The sequence below is a fragment of the Natrinema versiforme JCM 10478 genome, assembly GCF_000337195.1.
GTDB lineage: Archaea > Halobacteriota > Halobacteria > Halobacteriales > Natrialbaceae > Natrinema > Natrinema versiforme.
Genome location: NZ_AOID01000045.1, coordinates 18,961 through 33,231 on the forward strand (window position 1 = coordinate 18,961; position 14,271 = coordinate 33,231).

General features: G+C 65.5%; 18 protein-coding genes. 10 read left to right on the forward strand and 8 right to left on the reverse strand.

What is annotated here, in order from left to right; translation table 11 throughout:
- Window positions 1-62 precede the first annotated feature (62 nt).
- Complete coding sequence (locus C489_RS14095; RefSeq protein ID WP_006431978.1) at window positions 63-1,559, reverse strand: TrkH family potassium uptake protein; 1,497 nt, start codon at window positions 1,557-1,559, stop codon at window positions 63-65.
- Window positions 1,560-1,668: 109 nt separating this feature from the next.
- The gene (locus C489_RS14100) at window positions 1,669-1,929 is read right to left on the reverse strand and encodes a hypothetical protein (RefSeq protein WP_006431979.1); all 261 of its coding nucleotides are present in this window, start codon (window positions 1,927-1,929) and stop codon (window positions 1,669-1,671) included.
- A 273-nt stretch (window positions 1,930-2,202) separates the two neighbouring features.
- Between C489_RS14100 and hisB the strand changes: the two genes are divergently transcribed.
- On the forward strand, window positions 2,203-2,790 hold the full coding sequence (gene hisB / locus C489_RS14105) for an imidazoleglycerol-phosphate dehydratase HisB (protein WP_006431980.1): 588 nt from the start codon (window positions 2,203-2,205) through the stop codon (window positions 2,788-2,790).
- Window positions 2,791-2,861: 71 nt separating this feature from the next.
- Here hisB and C489_RS14110 read toward each other — a convergent pair whose 3' ends face one another.
- Window positions 2,862-3,683, reverse strand: coding sequence for a hypothetical protein (locus C489_RS14110; RefSeq protein WP_006431981.1), 822 nt, complete (start codon window positions 3,681-3,683; stop codon window positions 2,862-2,864).
- A gap of 144 nt (window positions 3,684-3,827) precedes the next feature.
- Between C489_RS14110 and C489_RS14115 the strand changes: the two genes are divergently transcribed.
- Window positions 3,828-4,331, forward strand: a complete 504-nt coding sequence (locus C489_RS14115; RefSeq protein WP_006431982.1) for a hypothetical protein — start codon at window positions 3,828-3,830, stop codon at window positions 4,329-4,331.
- Between the two features lie 16 nt (window positions 4,332-4,347).
- Here the strand turns inward: C489_RS14115 and C489_RS14120 are convergent, their stop codons facing one another.
- Complete coding sequence (locus C489_RS14120) at window positions 4,348-4,758, reverse strand: DUF7522 family protein (protein ID WP_006431983.1); 411 nt, start codon at window positions 4,756-4,758, stop codon at window positions 4,348-4,350.
- Between the two features lie 196 nt (window positions 4,759-4,954).
- On the opposite strand from C489_RS14120, the gene C489_RS14125 reads away from it, so the two are divergent.
- Window positions 4,955-5,572 carry an IMPACT family protein gene (locus C489_RS14125; RefSeq protein WP_006431984.1) on the forward strand — a complete coding sequence of 206 codons (618 nt, stop codon included), beginning with the start codon at window positions 4,955-4,957 and terminating at the stop codon, window positions 5,570-5,572.
- A gap of 41 nt (window positions 5,573-5,613) precedes the next feature.
- Here C489_RS14125 and C489_RS14130 read toward each other — a convergent pair whose 3' ends face one another.
- A complete protein-coding gene (locus tag C489_RS14130; RefSeq protein WP_006431985.1) occupies window positions 5,614-6,495 on the reverse strand; it encodes a hypothetical protein in 882 nt (293 codons plus the stop codon).
- Window positions 6,496-6,592: 97 nt separating this feature from the next.
- On the opposite strand from C489_RS14130, the gene C489_RS14135 reads away from it, so the two are divergent.
- Window positions 6,593-6,796, forward strand: a complete 204-nt coding sequence (locus C489_RS14135; RefSeq protein WP_006431986.1) for a YgaP family membrane protein — start codon at window positions 6,593-6,595, stop codon at window positions 6,794-6,796.
- 84 nt (window positions 6,797-6,880) lie between these two features.
- Here C489_RS14135 and C489_RS14140 read toward each other — a convergent pair whose 3' ends face one another.
- Together C489_RS14140 and upp are read right to left on the reverse strand one after the other, a co-directional pair.
- On the reverse strand, window positions 6,881-7,258 hold the full coding sequence (locus C489_RS14140) for a cupin domain-containing protein (protein ID WP_006431987.1): 378 nt from the start codon (window positions 7,256-7,258) through the stop codon (window positions 6,881-6,883).
- A gap of 66 nt (window positions 7,259-7,324) precedes the next feature.
- On the reverse strand, window positions 7,325-8,002 hold the full coding sequence (upp, locus tag C489_RS14145; protein WP_006431988.1) for a uracil phosphoribosyltransferase: 678 nt from the start codon (window positions 8,000-8,002) through the stop codon (window positions 7,325-7,327).
- A 276-nt stretch (window positions 8,003-8,278) separates the two neighbouring features.
- On the opposite strand from upp, the gene C489_RS14150 reads away from it, so the two are divergent.
- From C489_RS14150 to C489_RS14165, 4 genes are all read left to right on the forward strand, one after another.
- Window positions 8,279-9,010 carry a hypothetical protein gene (locus tag C489_RS14150; RefSeq protein WP_006431989.1) on the forward strand — a complete coding sequence of 244 codons (732 nt, stop codon included), beginning with the start codon at window positions 8,279-8,281 and terminating at the stop codon, window positions 9,008-9,010.
- Window positions 9,011-9,092: 82 nt separating this feature from the next.
- Window positions 9,093-9,812 (forward strand): DUF5828 family protein, encoded by a 720-nt coding sequence (locus C489_RS14155; protein ID WP_006431990.1) that lies wholly within the window; start codon window positions 9,093-9,095, stop codon window positions 9,810-9,812.
- A gap of 85 nt (window positions 9,813-9,897) precedes the next feature.
- A complete protein-coding gene (locus tag C489_RS14160; protein WP_006431991.1) occupies window positions 9,898-11,088 on the forward strand; it encodes an inorganic phosphate transporter in 1,191 nt (396 codons plus the stop codon).
- Between the two features lie 55 nt (window positions 11,089-11,143).
- Window positions 11,144-11,881, forward strand: coding sequence for a hypothetical protein (locus C489_RS14165; protein ID WP_006431992.1), 738 nt, complete (start codon window positions 11,144-11,146; stop codon window positions 11,879-11,881).
- 26 nt (window positions 11,882-11,907) lie between these two features.
- Here C489_RS14165 and C489_RS14170 read toward each other — a convergent pair whose 3' ends face one another.
- Window positions 11,908-13,314, reverse strand: coding sequence for a hemolysin family protein (locus tag C489_RS14170; protein ID WP_006431993.1), 1,407 nt, complete (start codon window positions 13,312-13,314; stop codon window positions 11,908-11,910).
- Window positions 13,315-13,426: 112 nt separating this feature from the next.
- On the opposite strand from C489_RS14170, the gene C489_RS14175 reads away from it, so the two are divergent.
- Both C489_RS14175 and C489_RS14180 read left to right on the forward strand, forming a co-directional pair.
- Window positions 13,427-13,732 (forward strand): glutaredoxin family protein, encoded by a 306-nt coding sequence (locus C489_RS14175; RefSeq protein ID WP_006431994.1) that lies wholly within the window; start codon window positions 13,427-13,429, stop codon window positions 13,730-13,732.
- Window positions 13,732-14,247: a redoxin domain-containing protein gene (locus C489_RS14180; protein ID WP_006431995.1), complete on the forward strand. Its 516-nt coding sequence runs from the start codon at window positions 13,732-13,734 to the stop codon at window positions 14,245-14,247. Before C489_RS14175 ends, C489_RS14180 begins: the two co-directional genes overlap by 1 nt.
- The last annotated feature ends 24 nt before the right edge of the window (window positions 14,248-14,271 follow it).

A 14,271-nucleotide genomic window follows, 5' to 3' on the forward strand; every position in this document is an offset into this window, starting at 1 on the left:
GGAGGAGTGCTTTTATACTAAATTTTGCCGAGGGCCAGCTGTGCTGGCCCGCAGAGCAAAATTTAGGAACGCCAGAACGCCGGCGTCAACAGCACGAGAACGGGGATGATCTCGATGCGGCCGATCCACATCATGACGATCATGATCGTCCGGGTCAGCGGCGAAAAGGCCAGATAGTTGTCGAACGGGCCGGCGACGCCGAACGCGGGGCCGATGTTGAGGAAGATCGAAGCGGCCGCGCCGAGGGCGTCGAACTCGTCGACCGGGGTCCCGACGCGGGCGGCGTCGACGACGATCACGACCGTCAGCAGGAAGAAGATGACCAGCGCGAGGGTGACGTACGTGAAGACGTCGCTGATCGTCTCCTCGTCAACTACCGAGTCGTCGAGCCGGAGCGGCCGCACGGCGTTCGGGTGAACGGCGGTAAACAGGGTCCGGCGGAACGCCTTCAGGATGACCAGCCAGCGCAGCGACTTGATCGAACACGTCGTCGAGCCGGCCATCCCACCGGTGAACATACAGAGAAAGAGCATGTGTTTCGCGCCGGGCGACCAGAGATCGAAATTAACCGAGGCGTAGCCCGTCGTCGTCAGCATCGAGACTACGTTGAACAGCCCGTGACGGATCGTCGGCTCGAGCCCCATCGCGAGATCGGGGTCGAGGACGAGCATGGCGATGACGATCGCCGTGACCGACGCGAGGAGGCCGGCGTAGAACCGGAATTCGTCGGACTCGAGCGGCCGGCGGATATCGCCCTGGGTCACGGCATAGAGGAGCACGAAGTTGGTCGCGCCGAGGAACATCACCGGGATCAGCGTCCACTGAACCGACGCGGAGAACGCGCCGATGCTGTCGGGTTGGGGCGAGAATCCGGCGGTGGAGACGCTGGTAAGCGCGTGCGCGACGGCGTTGTAGAGGTCCATGTCCGGCGCGAGACCGACGAGAGAGAGCGCGAAGAGCGCGACCGTCGTGAGAACCGTCAGGCCGATGTACAACCCCCAGATGAGCCGTGCGGTCTCGTCGAGATGGGGGCGGAGCTTGTGGACGTTCTGGGTCTGCGATTCGGTCTCCATCAGCTGGGCACCACCGACGAGCAGGTGCGAGAACAGGCCGATAGCGACGATCAGGATTCCGAGACCCCCGAGCCACTGGAGGACCGCCCGCCAGAGCAGGATTGCCCGCGAGTGCGCACCGAAGTCCTCGATAACGGTCGCGCCCGTCGTCGTCACGCCGCTGGTGCTCTCGAAGACGGCGTTGACCGGGTGTGCGAGCACGCCGTCCCCCGCGACGAGAAACGGGATCGCGCCGACCAGCGCGACCCCGAGCCACGTCAGGGCAACCATCAGGAACGCCTCCCGTTGTTGAATCTCGCGGTCGGCGGTCAGTCGCTCGAGGGCGGTCCCGAGGACGACCGTGACGGCGACGGTGAGCAAAAACGGGACCGGGTCGTCGCCGTCGACGACCGCGAGGGCGAGCGGCCCGCCCAGTGGAACGGCGAGCCACTTCAGGACCGTCCCGGTGAGGCTACAGCTCGAGCGCCAATCGACGCGAATCGTCATCGACTGTCTGCACGTGTACTACGGGAAGGGATAACAGTTCGGAAGAGATCAGGACGAGCGGAGCAGTCGAATCCGAGGAGGGAGTCGAATTCGACTCGACGCAGCGATCTCAGCTATCGTAGCCGTGGCCGGCGTAGAGGGCGAAGACATTGGCCACCAATAGGACACCGAAAGTCAGCGTGACGGTCGGATCGCCGAGCCCCTGTGCGAGGAGGGGGAGGTGCACGAAGGGCAGGGCGATGGCGACCCAGAACGACAGGAACTGGGCGGGCCCTTTGATCGAGCGGACGACGCGGCGGGTACGCTGGGGCTCCGTCTCAGGGCTCGACGGGGGAATCGATTCGTTCGAAACGGGGGAGGGGTTGGACATGGGATCGGGACACCTCGTCTCACCTACGACATTCACCCAACCCATCATATAATCGGCCGAAGATTGGCGTGGTTTCGGTCCGTTTCACCCCGTTAGTGAGATCGAAATCACATTTTTAAACGTTTGCAGAATCGATTAGACGGTTTATAACTCTTTTTGAGTTCTTTTTCAGCATATAATATACGTCCGACGGGGTTCGGTCAGTCCCCGACCGACGACTGACTGCCGGCGATGAGCGGAATCCCCTTGTACTGGGGACGGTATGGATCCAGCATGAGCGAGCGAACGGCGACGATCACGCGCGAGACGGCCGAGACGGCGATCGAGTGCGACCTCGAGATCGACGGGAGCGGCGCGGCCGCGGTCGACACCGGGATCGGCTTCTTCGATCACATGCTGACGTCGTTCGCCAAACACGGCCTGTTCGACCTCGCAATCGACTGCGACGGCGACCTCGAGATCGACGACCACCACACGGTCGAAGACGTCGCGATCGTCCTCGGCGAGGCGATCGACGAGGCGCTGGGCGATCGCTCGGGGATCGTCCGGTACGCGGACCGGCGGGTGCCGCTGGACGAGGCCGTCGCGGGCGCGGTCGTCGACGTGAGCGGGCGACCGCGCTTTTACTTCGACGGTGACTTCTCGCAGGCGGAAATCGGCGAGTTCACAAGCGACATGGCGCGTCACTTCGGAGAATCGGTCGCGATGAACGCCGGGCTGACGCTGCACCTCACGGTCGACGGCGAGAACGCCCACCACGAGGTCGAGGCGCTGTTCAAGGCTCTCGCCCGGAGCCTCGACGACGCGACGCGACTCGACGAGCGGCGGGACGGAACCCCGAGCACGAAAGGAACGCTGTAGTTCTACGTTTCGCTCCCGAAGCCGTCGCGTCGCACACGGTCGGTCGCGCCGGCGGTCGGGATCGACGCGACCTACGTCCGGCGAAGCATTCCCCGTTTCTCCACGAACTCGCCATCCTCGACGGCGTAGTCGATGATCGCCTCGACCTCGTGACTCTCGAGGTCGTAGGCACCCGCGGCCAGTTCTTCGACGGCGGTCCGTTTCATCGGGAACTCTCGGTTACGGAGGAGGCGGATGACCTTGTTGTACGCCGTCGGCGGGCGACTGCTCGAGCCAGTCGGCTCGGCGTCGGGCGTCGACCGATCGGCATCGTCGGCGTTGTCGTCGGTATCGGACGGGGCCGCTGCGTTCGACGTATCTCCCGTCTCAGTCTCTCCGTTCGACGCTCCGTCCGCCGGGTCATCGCTGTCGTCGGCCGCCGACCCAGCGGAGTCGACCGTTCCCTCGTCGCGTTCGAAGGTGATGCCGTCCTCGAGTCCCGCTTCAGCGGTCGACCCCGAGTCGGGATCGGAGTCGGCCTCGCCGGCGGGCTGGGATGGGTTCGAGTCGTCGGACTCCGCAGGCGATCCCGAGACGGTCGCGTTCGGGCTGGTCGACCGCGGGCGTTTCTCCGTCGATTCGTCGGCGGTGGCGACGACGGACCTCGAGCCGTCGGTCCGGTCGTCGTCGGCGGTCGAGTCGGGGTCGGCGGGATCGGTTTCGGTCCCGGCCCCACTCTCGGCCCCGGCGCGGGCGAGCAGCGGTTCGAGCAGCGTCTCGAGTCGATCCTTGCAGTCGGCACAGGGGACCACGCGGCGCTGTTCGGCCTCGGTCGGCTCGAGTGCGGGCGGGACGATCTCGAACGCGCCGACGGCCTCGGCGTCACAGAAGTCACAGCTCCGGAGTTCGCGCATAGTGTCGGCTCTCACGGGGACAGTAAAAAAGCATCCGTCAGACGGCGTTCGGGACAGCGTCCGCGGCCGCGTGTGATCGACGGGATCGCCGCTCGAGACCGATCACCGGACATTATATCGGCGCGGCCGTACACCCGGCAACGAATGTTCGACGAGATCATGGAGAAATTCGAAGGGTCACCGAGCCAGCAGGCGGTGATCCGGCTGCTGCTCGAGCGGGGCTTCTCCGTCAACGACGACGGGCGGGTCGTCTCTGGCGGGATCGAGATCCCGAACACGGGGATCGCCCGCGAGATCGGCGTCGACCGACGGGTCGTCGACTCCACGACCGATGTGATCCTCAAGGACGACGAACTGCGCCGCATCTTCCAGAACATCTCGCAGGTGCCGAGCCTGATGGACTTAGCGCCGGTCTTGGATCTGACGGTGCTCTCGATCGAAGTGAACGACGCCGAGCAAGAGGGGATCGTCGCGCAGGTCACTGGGACGCTGGCCGATCACGGCATCTCGATCCGCCAAACGATCAGCGAGGACCCCGAGTTCACGGACGAACCACGGCTCTACCTGATCACGGACGAGGAACTCCCCGGCGAGACGATCACCGCGATCCGCGACCTCGAGTTCGTCCGGAAGATCGAAATCCAGTGACCGGCGTTCGGGACGTTCAGTCCTCGCCCGCGTCGACGTCGACGGTGTCCGCGAAGTCGTCGAGGACCGACTCGAGGGCGCTCGTGAGTTCCTCGAAACGCTCCATCGACATCTCGTCGGTCGTCACCCAGACGCCGTGTGGCCCGCGGATGACCCGCGACAGGTAGCCGTTCTCGAACATGCGGATCGTCGCCTGGTACTCGCCGAGTTGCGTGTTCCGGTAGGCCGACTGGGAGCGAAAGCCAAGCCGCTCGTGTTCGGCGAAGCCGATGAGGTCGGCGGTCTGCTCCAAGTCCGACCGCAGGTACAGCTGCTCGATGTCGGCCTCGGTGAAGTAGGTGATACTGCGCAGTTCGTCCCCGACCGTCGTCCGGCAGACGCTGCGGAGTTCGTCCGCCAGTTCGGCGTCGATGGTTTCGCCGTCCATGTGTGCACATAACGCATAGAGAAGTAATAGCGTACGGGTCCGGGCGAAACGTCCGCTGCAACCGCACCCACACCCGTCAAACCTCGGGGACCGATGGGCTCTTTTCGCCGGCCGAGGTACCACCGACCATCGCTATGGCCAGCCTCGAGCACCGAGATCGGCGGCGCGACCGACGAGACGCGGAGCGTGAGCGGGCGTGAGCGACGTGTATCGCACCGTCGCGGAGTCCGCCACCGCCGAGTTCGTCGTCCAAGGATCCGAGTTCCTCGGCCACGTCCGGCCCGTCGAATCCGTCGCCGCCGCCGAGTCGTTCGTCGACACCGTCCGCGAGGAGTACGCCGACGCCACCCACAACGTCCCCGCCTACCGCGTGCGGACCGACGACGACGGGACCGAGGACCACTTCCTCCGGGAGTACTCGAGCGACGACGGCGAGCCCTCCAGTTCGGCCGGCAAGCCGGCGCTGAACGTCCTGACCCAGCAAGACCTCGAGAACTGCGCGGTCGTCGTGACCCGCTACTACGGCGGGACGAACCTCGGCGTCGGCGGTCTCGTTCGGGCGTACTCCCGCGCAGTGAAAGAGGCGGTCGAGAAAGCCGGCGTCGTCGAGGAACAACCCCACGAGCAACTGCAGGTCACCGTCGAGTACGACGACTCGGGGACCGTGCGGTCGATTCTGGAGAGCGAGGGCTACGAGTTCGAGGCCGACTACGCGGCCGCGGTCAGCTTCGACGTGCGCGTCCCGCTCGCCGACGGAGAGGCGCTCCGGGACCGGATTCGGAGCGCGACGAGCGACCGGGCCGACCTCGAGTGAGCCGTCAACGGTAGAGACAGGTATTGGCCGTCAACAGACGGCTACTGTGCGGAAACCGCAGGCGCGTCGTCCGGCAGGTGGCGCTCGGTTTCCGTCTGAAGCGCCTCGAGGTCCGCGAGTTCGTCGCGGTCGAAACGAACGTCGAAGAAGCCGCGATCGATCACGAGTTCGTCCTCGCGCAGCCGAACGTGCGAGACCTCGGTCCACGGGACCAGCGAGCGCGTGTACGGCCGTCGTTTGACGAGGCCGGCCTCGTAAACCCGGACTTCGGGCGCGTCGCCAAGCGATCCCACGCGCCAGCGGCCCTCGGCGAGGCCGCCACAGACCCAGAATATCGCCAGTCCGAACCACACGATCGACGCCGTCCAATCGCCGGTGGCGGCGTTCATCCCGCCCAACAGGAGCCACAGTGCGAGCACGACGACATCCAGTATCGGGTTGCTCGGTGGGGTCCACGGCCACGCGGCCCCGGGGTCGTCGCCCGTGACCGCGTCGACGTACCGGGTCTGTGCGACCCACTCCAGTAGCGAGCCGGTGACGGCGACGGCGACCGCCGAAAGGAGCGCAACGGGCGCGAGCCGCGACTCGAGCGTGCCGAACACCGATACGGCGGTCACTACCCCGAACGGGACGGAAAACAGGACGACCGCCACCCGACGGCGACGGGTTCGACCGATTCGACCCGCGAGTCCGCGAACGCGCCTCGCGAGTACGAGACCGACGAGACAGCCGCTCGAGACCCCTGCAATGGCCGCGCCGAGCACGAGCGTCGGCTGCGCGGTAGTGAACGCGGCGACGACCGCTGCGACGCCTGCGGCGAGAACGCCGACGTACCCGCCGAACGCGAGTTGTAACGCCGCGTCCGGTCGGTCGCCGGTGCTGCCAGCGGTATCGGTCGCGGTGGACGGCTTCCGGTCGGACACGGGTAGGCGTTCGACCGCACGTGTTAAAATTGTAACCGAACCGAAAGCGAGACCGTTCGGGGCCAGCTATACCCGCATCGAGGTCGTCCGCCCGCTCATGGACCGAAACGTCGGCGGGTTCGACCGGCTCGGCCGGCTCGTCCTCGCCGCGATACTCCTCGTCGTCGGCTACCGGAATCGGGATCGAACGCGCGGTACGCTGGCGTTTATCGCCGGGAGCGACATCCTCGCAACCGCAATCATCCAGCGGTGTCCAGTGAACGCGGTGCTGGGAATCGACACCTGCGGGACCGGAGAGTAACGGCACAGTTCGAGACGAGAGGGGGCTCGAGGCGGAAAAAGGATCTCGAGAAGCACTCGAGAGCGGTCGAAAACCGCGCGGCGATCACTCCTCGGGCTCGTACGGGACGGCGTCACCGTCGACCGGCGGCGCGCCGATCGCGATCACCGAGACCGCGTCGTCGGCGTCGTCGGGGTTGTACGCCCGCTGGGGCGCGCCGGGTTCGACCGCGAACAGCGACCCCTGCGGGACCGTAAACTCCTCGTCGGGCGTCTCGACGTGAAGCGTTCCGGAAAGGACGACGAACGCCTCCTCTTGGGTTTCGTGATAGTGATAGGCCAGCGGCAACTGCTCGCCCGGCTCCGCGTCAAACCGGTTGATCGCGACGTTTTCCATGCCCGCCGCGTCGCTCAGTCGGCGGAGATCACAGGGGCGTTCATCGACTCGCTCGAGGTCGTCCGGATCGACGACGGTATAACTCATAGCAAGTCGATTCGAGGCGATCCGCAAAAGTCCGTCGCCACCCGTACGGGACGCCGGATCGGCCGGTTACGTCGTCCGGAACGCGCGGTCACCGGCGTCACCGAGGCCGGGCACGATGAAGCCGTCGTCGTCGAGGCGGTCGTCGATCGACACCGTCAGCAGATCGGCCTCGTCGACCGCCTCGTTGACCCGAAGCAGCCCTTCGGGTGCCGACACCGCGGAGAGGACGATCAGGTTCTCCGGTTGCACGGCGTTCTCGACGACGTGCTCGAGGACGGTACACATCGTACTCCCCGTCGCGAGCATCGGATCGGCGATGATGACCGTGTCCTCCTCGTGGATCTCGGGCAGTTTCACGTAGTCGACGGTGATGGGGAACGAGCCGTCCTCGGCGCGGCCGGCCTCCTCGTTGCGACTCGCGCTGATGACGCCCTGTCGCGCCCGCGGGAACGCCTTCAGTAGTCCCTCGACGAACGGCGTCGCGGCGCGCAAGACGTTGATGATGACGACGTCGTCGAGCCCGCGGACGCGCTCGCCCATCGTCTGCTCGAGGGGCGTTTCGATCTCGACGTACTCGGTCTCCATGCGGCCGTCGATGATCTCGTAGCCACAGATCCGACCGAGTTTGACCAGCCCCTTTCGGAAGCTGACCTGCTCGGTCTCGACGTCGCGCAGGCGCGAGAGCGTGTCCTTCGCCAATGCATGTGTGATGAGATACGCGTTGTCCCGGTCTTCGATCGGCATACCTCAACAGCCACTCGCCGGATAGTTCACAGTATCGATCAGCCGCGAGCCCCGCGACGGCCCGCGGTCTCGAGGGACCGACTGAGTTCGAAATCCCGGGTTGGTACCGCTAGCTCGGTATTACCGAACCGTGACCGTCGCTGCGGGCCGAATTCGATCGCCGGTCTCCCGGATCGAAAACGATGCTTGGCTGTGAGAAACGGTCGAAACGGTGGGTCCGGTTTAATCGCTCGATCGGCGTAGACTTCGGCGCTCCACCACGGGCACTGCATTCCAATGGATCACCAGAACCAACAGCCACGGCAGGGCGGACAGCAGCCGACACGGACGGCGGGCGAGTACGGCACCCCCGGCGGGCAACAGCCGACGGGCGGCCAACAGCTGGGGAGACAGCAAACCGGTGGCCAGCAGCCGACGGGCGGGCAGCAAGCCGGCGGCCAACAAATGGGTGAACAGATGGGACCGCAGGGAACGGGCGGCCAACAGATGACCCAGCAGGGGATGGGTAGCCAGCCAACGCAAGGCCGGCAATCGTTCGAGAACCACCTCACGAACGAACTCCGGATCGCGCTCGAGGACTTCACCGAACTGTCCCACATCGCCGACTGGTGTGCGAAGATGTGCGCGTCGGAGGGGCCACAGCTCGCGACCTGTGCGGCGATCTGTCGAGACATCGCGGAGCTGGCCGAATTCAACGAGAAGCTGATCGCGCGCGACTCGATGTTCGGGCCCGAGATCGCGGACACGTTCGTCCGGATCGCAACCGAGAGCCTGCCCGAACTCCAGCAGTTCCAACAGCATCCCCACGTCGCCGAGACGATTTCGGCGACCGACCGCACGATCGACTCCTGTACGACGCTGCTCGAGATGGTCGGTGGCGACCAGCAGATGAGAGGTCAACAGCAGACGAGCGGACAGCAATCCATGGGTGGCCAACAAATGGGCGGGCAGCAGTCGACGGGCGGCGGCCAACAGATGAGCGGCCAGGAAATGGGTGGACGACGCTAGCACCTCACATCATCGAGCCCGGACAGGCGAGTCACGGCAGAGAAGTTTATACCTATCCGCACGCTATCACTCGGTCAGTCGAATGGAAGAGAGCATCTCGGGGTTCAAAGTTCGCGGTGACTGGGGCGACATCGTCGAACACGGCGAGCGTATCACGCGCGCGCTTCGAGACGTCGATGTCCACGATCCTGACCAGGACGACGCACGCTTTGTGCGCGCCTTCGAGGAGTGGGACGAGTGGCGTCCCAAGGCCCACGAAACCCTCGAGTCCGACGTCAGTGAAAAGACCGCCGATCAGGCCAGCGTCGAGGAAGGCAAAGGCGAGAAAGCCGGCAAAGAGCCGGACGAAGACATCAAGACCGCCGGCGAGAAGCTCTCGGAGTCCTACGAGCAACTCGAGGACGACGACGCCGAGGCCGCGGTCGACAACTGGAAGGAGTCGATCGATTACGTCGCGCGCGCGGCCGACTCCGCGAGCCGGAAGGCCCTGCGTCGGGTCGAGGACACGGTCTACCAGAACGTGATGACCCAGCTCGCGCCCTACTACTTCGACAACGAACTCATCAGCGCCAACATCCAGCAGGCCGCGCGCAACGGCGGGAACGGCGAACAGTTCGTCTTCGAAGTCAACGTCAACGACGACGTGCTCAAAGAGAACGTCTCCGACCGACTCGCCGAGTACGAAGACGAGGTCGACCGCTGGCACGTCGAAGTCGAGAAAGACACCGACGCGGCCGAAGCCATCGAAGGTGCCGAGCCGCCGCCGGAACCCGACGACAACTCGAGATCGACAACGAACTGAGCCGGGTCGACGACGCGCAACCGACGACCACTGGCAATCGCAGGTCGGCACACACTTGTACGGTCCGCTAATAGGAAGCCAGTAGATGGTCGAAATCGCCACGCTGGGAACATTTCTCGTGGCCGCACTTGCGAGTCTCTTCATGGCATGGGCGATCGGTGCGGGCTCGAGCGGCTCGACACCCTTCGCCCCCGCGGTCGGCGCGAACGCGATTTCGGTGATGCGGGCCGGCTTTCTCGTCGGGCTGCTCGGCTTCGCCGGCGCGGTCTTACAGGGCGCGAACGTCTCCGAGGCAGTCGGGACGGAACTGATCGGCGGCGTGACGCTGTCGTCGCTGGCCGCGACGATCGCCCTGCTCATCGCGGCCGGACTGGTGGCGATCGGGATCTTCACGGGGTATCCCATAGCGACGGCGTTTACGGTTACCGGGGCGGTCATCGGGGTCGGGTTCGCCATGGGCGGCGACCCCGCGTGGGCCAAGTACACCGAAATCGCCACGCTGTGGGTGTTGACGCCGTTCATCGGGGGATCCATCGCCTACGCGGTCGCCCGGGCACTGCGCTCCGAGGTGGTCGCCGAGGAGTACCTCATCATCGTGTTGGCCGCCGTCGTCGGTGCGATCGTCGCCAACATCGAGTTCGCGCTCCTCGGATCCGGATCCGGCGGAGAATCGATCGCACAGGCCTCGAGCGGCTGGATTGGTGGACCAGCGATCGCCGGGACCGCCGCCGTGACGCTCGTGATCGCGGCGCTTTGGGCGGGCGCGATCGCGCTCGATCTCAGGAACGGAACCGAACGCGGCGAGCGCCACTTCCTACTGATCCTCGGGGGGCTCGTCGCCTTCTCCGCCGGCGGCAGTCAGGTCGGGCTCGCGATCGGCCCGCTGATCCCGCTGTCGGGTGAGCTCGATCTGCCGTTGATCGCGATGCTCGTCGGCGGCGGCTTCGGCCTGTTGCTGGGGTCGTGGACCGGCGCGCCGCGGATGATCAAGGCGATTTCGCAGGACTACTCCTCGCTGGGGCCGCGGCGGTCGATCGCCGCGCTCATCCCCTCGTTTATGATCGCCCAGAGCGCGGTCCTCTTCGGAATCCCCGTCTCGTTCAACGAAATCATCGTCAGCGCGATCATCGGAAGCGGCTACGCCGCGGCCGGCAGCGGCGGCGGCGTCAGCGGTCGCAAAATGGGCTTTACCGTGCTTGCGTGGATCGGGTCGCTCGCCGGCGCGATCATCGTCTCCTACGTCGGCTACATCGCCGTCGCCGCGGTCATCCTCTGAGTGGTGAGCGGGCCGACATCGAACGGTCTTTACACGACGGATCGTGAGTTCGAGTATGGACGAGGACGCCGTCGACGTCACCGAGACCCCCGACGAGACGATCCAGTGGCGGCGGGACGCAACCACCTCGCGCACCGTCCGCCTCCTGTGGATGGTCGGGGTCGGGACCTTCTTCGCCGCGATCGGCATCGTCATCTGGTGGCGACTGTACAGGGTCGCCGGCGAAGCCGCCGGCGGGGCCGGCCGGACCATCATCACTGCGCTCGTCGTCGCATTCGCCGCGACGGTCCTCGCGCTGGCCGCCTCGAGTCAAACCGAACGACACCTCGAGCGGCTCGTCCGGCGGCTCCCCGTCGACGCGCCCTCGGGAGCGAGCCTGAGACGGGCGATGGACGCCGCCGTCGGCACGGTCGTGATGGCGGCGGTCATCGGTGGGCTGATGGGAATCGGCCGGTACGTCTCCCAGACCGGGTTGCTGGCCGGTGCCGGTCCCTTTACCGGGCTGGCGGCGCTCTGTCTCCCGCTCGCGCTCGTCGCGCTCGTCCTCGCCTCGTTCTTGCAGTCCGTCGGCGCGCTCGACCGCGAGGAGGGAACGATCTACCTCTACGAGCCGGAGCAGGCGATCGACCTCGCGGTGATCGACGCCGTGTCAGTCCGAGAAATCGGGGACGCCGCGGTGCTGGGACTCACGTACGCGCAACCGGACGGCCAGTACGTACAGGGACCGCGCCGGATCGTCGTTCCGCCGGCGGTCGCCCGCGACGTCGCGGCGATCGTCGAATCGCGGGACTGACGGGTCGAAACACTCGAGCGGCGACGTTACTCGTCGTTCTCGTCGACTTCCATCGGCGCAGCCTCGCTTTCCGGCTCCGCCTCGCTCTCCTCGTCGGGCACCTCGAGTTTCTTGAGCCGGGCTTTCAGAATGCGGGTGTTCTCGACGGTCTCGACCGTGATGCGGACGCCGTCGTAGGTGATCTCCTCGCCTTCCTCGACGAGCCGGCCCGCGCGGTTGAAGATGAAGCCGGCGATGGTCTCGAATTCTTGGCCCTCGGGGAGGTCGATCTCGAGGGATTCGTTGACGTCCTCGATGTTGACCTCGCCGCGGACGAGGACGGTGTCGTCGTCGATCGTCTCGATGGGCTGTTCCTCGCCGCCCTCTAAGATCTCGCCGATGATCTCCTCGATCATGTCCTCCATCGTCACCAGCCCCTCCGTGGTGCCGAACTCGTCGATGACGATCGCCATGTGCATCCGGTTTTCCCGCATCTCGGTCAGGAGTTCGTCGACGTTCTTCGATTCGGGCACGTGCAGCGTCGGCTGAATGAGATCGGCGAGTTCGAGTTCGGCGTCGGCGGCCTCGCCGTAGTTGAGATCGCGCACCAGATCGCGGATGTGGACGACGCCTTGGACGTTGTCGAGGCTCCCCTCGTAGACGGGGACGCGGGCGTGACCGCTCTGAATACAGGTCTCGATCGCCTCGTCGATCTCGGCGTCTTTCGGAACCGCCGTCATGTCGAGTCGCGGGGTCATCACCTCCTTGACGATCGTGTTGTTAAAGCGGAAGATCCGCTGGAGCATCTCGTGTTCTTCCTCCTCTAAGACGCCCTCACGCTCGCCGGACTCGATCATCTCCTGAATTTCGTCGCGGGTGACGTAGGGCGACTCGATCGCGCCCGTCGACCCGATCAGGTTGTTGATCTGGCGCGTGAGATAATCGAAAAGGGCGATCAGTGGAAAGAGGAAGTACTCCGTCGCCTTCAGCGGTCTCGCGATGCGAATCGACCACGATTCGGTGTTCTCGACGGCGTAGGACTTGGGGACGCTCTCGCCGAACAGGAGGACGAGCGCAGTGATCCCGAACGTCGCCAGCAAGACCCCGACCAGCCCGCCAAAGTGCATCGAGAGGATCGCCGTCGCGATCGAGGACATCGCGATGTTGACGATGTTGTTGCCGACCAGGATCGTCACGAGCAGCCGGTGGGGGTCGTCCTTGAGCCCTTTGACCAACTCCGCGCCGGGAACGTCGTCCTCGATCATCCCTTCGAGTCGGTGTCTCGGCAGGTTGAACATCGCGATCTCGGACGAAGAGAAGAACGCGGAGAGGGCGATGAGGACGACGACGGCGAGCGCGCCGAGAGTCGTCACTACCGACTGATCGAACTCGAGTCCCACGAACGGGACTTTGTAGGCAGCCAACGGAACCGCAAGCAGCGGAGACAACGCCATTGATGTACAGCCTTATAGCCGGATCGGTTAACCGTTTCCCATTTTACAACGGGTCACGGACAGCGCCGCCGGCGACGACACGTTTACCCGATCCGTTCCCCTACAAGCGTCCATGAGCGAGACCGCAGCGCCACCGATCACGTTCTACCGGCTCCAGGGCTGTCCGTACTGCGAGCGGGTCGCTCGGCTGCTCACCGAGTACGACCTCGAGTACCGGTCGCGGTTCGTCGAACCGATGCACTCCGAGCGGAACGTCGTCAAGCGCGTCGCCGGCGTCCGGACCGTTCCCGTCGTCGTCGACGAGACCACGGGCGTGACGATGGCGGAAAGCGCCAACATCGTGGACTACCTCGAGTCGACCTACGGCGAGGACAACCGTCCCGACGCGGCCGCGGCGGGTGCCGGAGGTGACGACTGATGCCGGAGTTCGACGTCGTCGAACTCGGTCCGGCAGACCATCCCGAACCGGGCGAGCAAGCCCCCGAGTTCACCCGACCGCTCGTCACCGACGAGTTCTGGGAGGACCGAACGCTGTCGGAGTTCGTCGGCGAGGGCGACGGCCAAACGATCCTCGTCTTCACCCCGATGACCGGCTCCTTTGTCGCCAAGTACGTCTGGGACGAACTCGCGGAGCGCAACTGGGACGAGCGCGCGGATCGCGTCGTCGGCATTACAGCCTCGACGCCCTACGGCGTCAAGCGGTTCCTCGAGGACAACGACTCGCCCTTCACGTTCTTCGCCGACCCTGGCAACAGGGTCGCGGAATCGTACGGGATCGACCACGACCTCGACGGCATGACCGGCATCAGCGAGCCCCGGGTTGCCTTCTTCGCGCTCGATTCGGATCGCACCATCGAGGGCGCGTGGGTCGCCACCGACTGGCCCAACTTCCCCGACTACGACGCCCTCGAGTCGGAACTCGGCCTCGAGTGAGCGGCCGGCACTGAGCGACAGCTT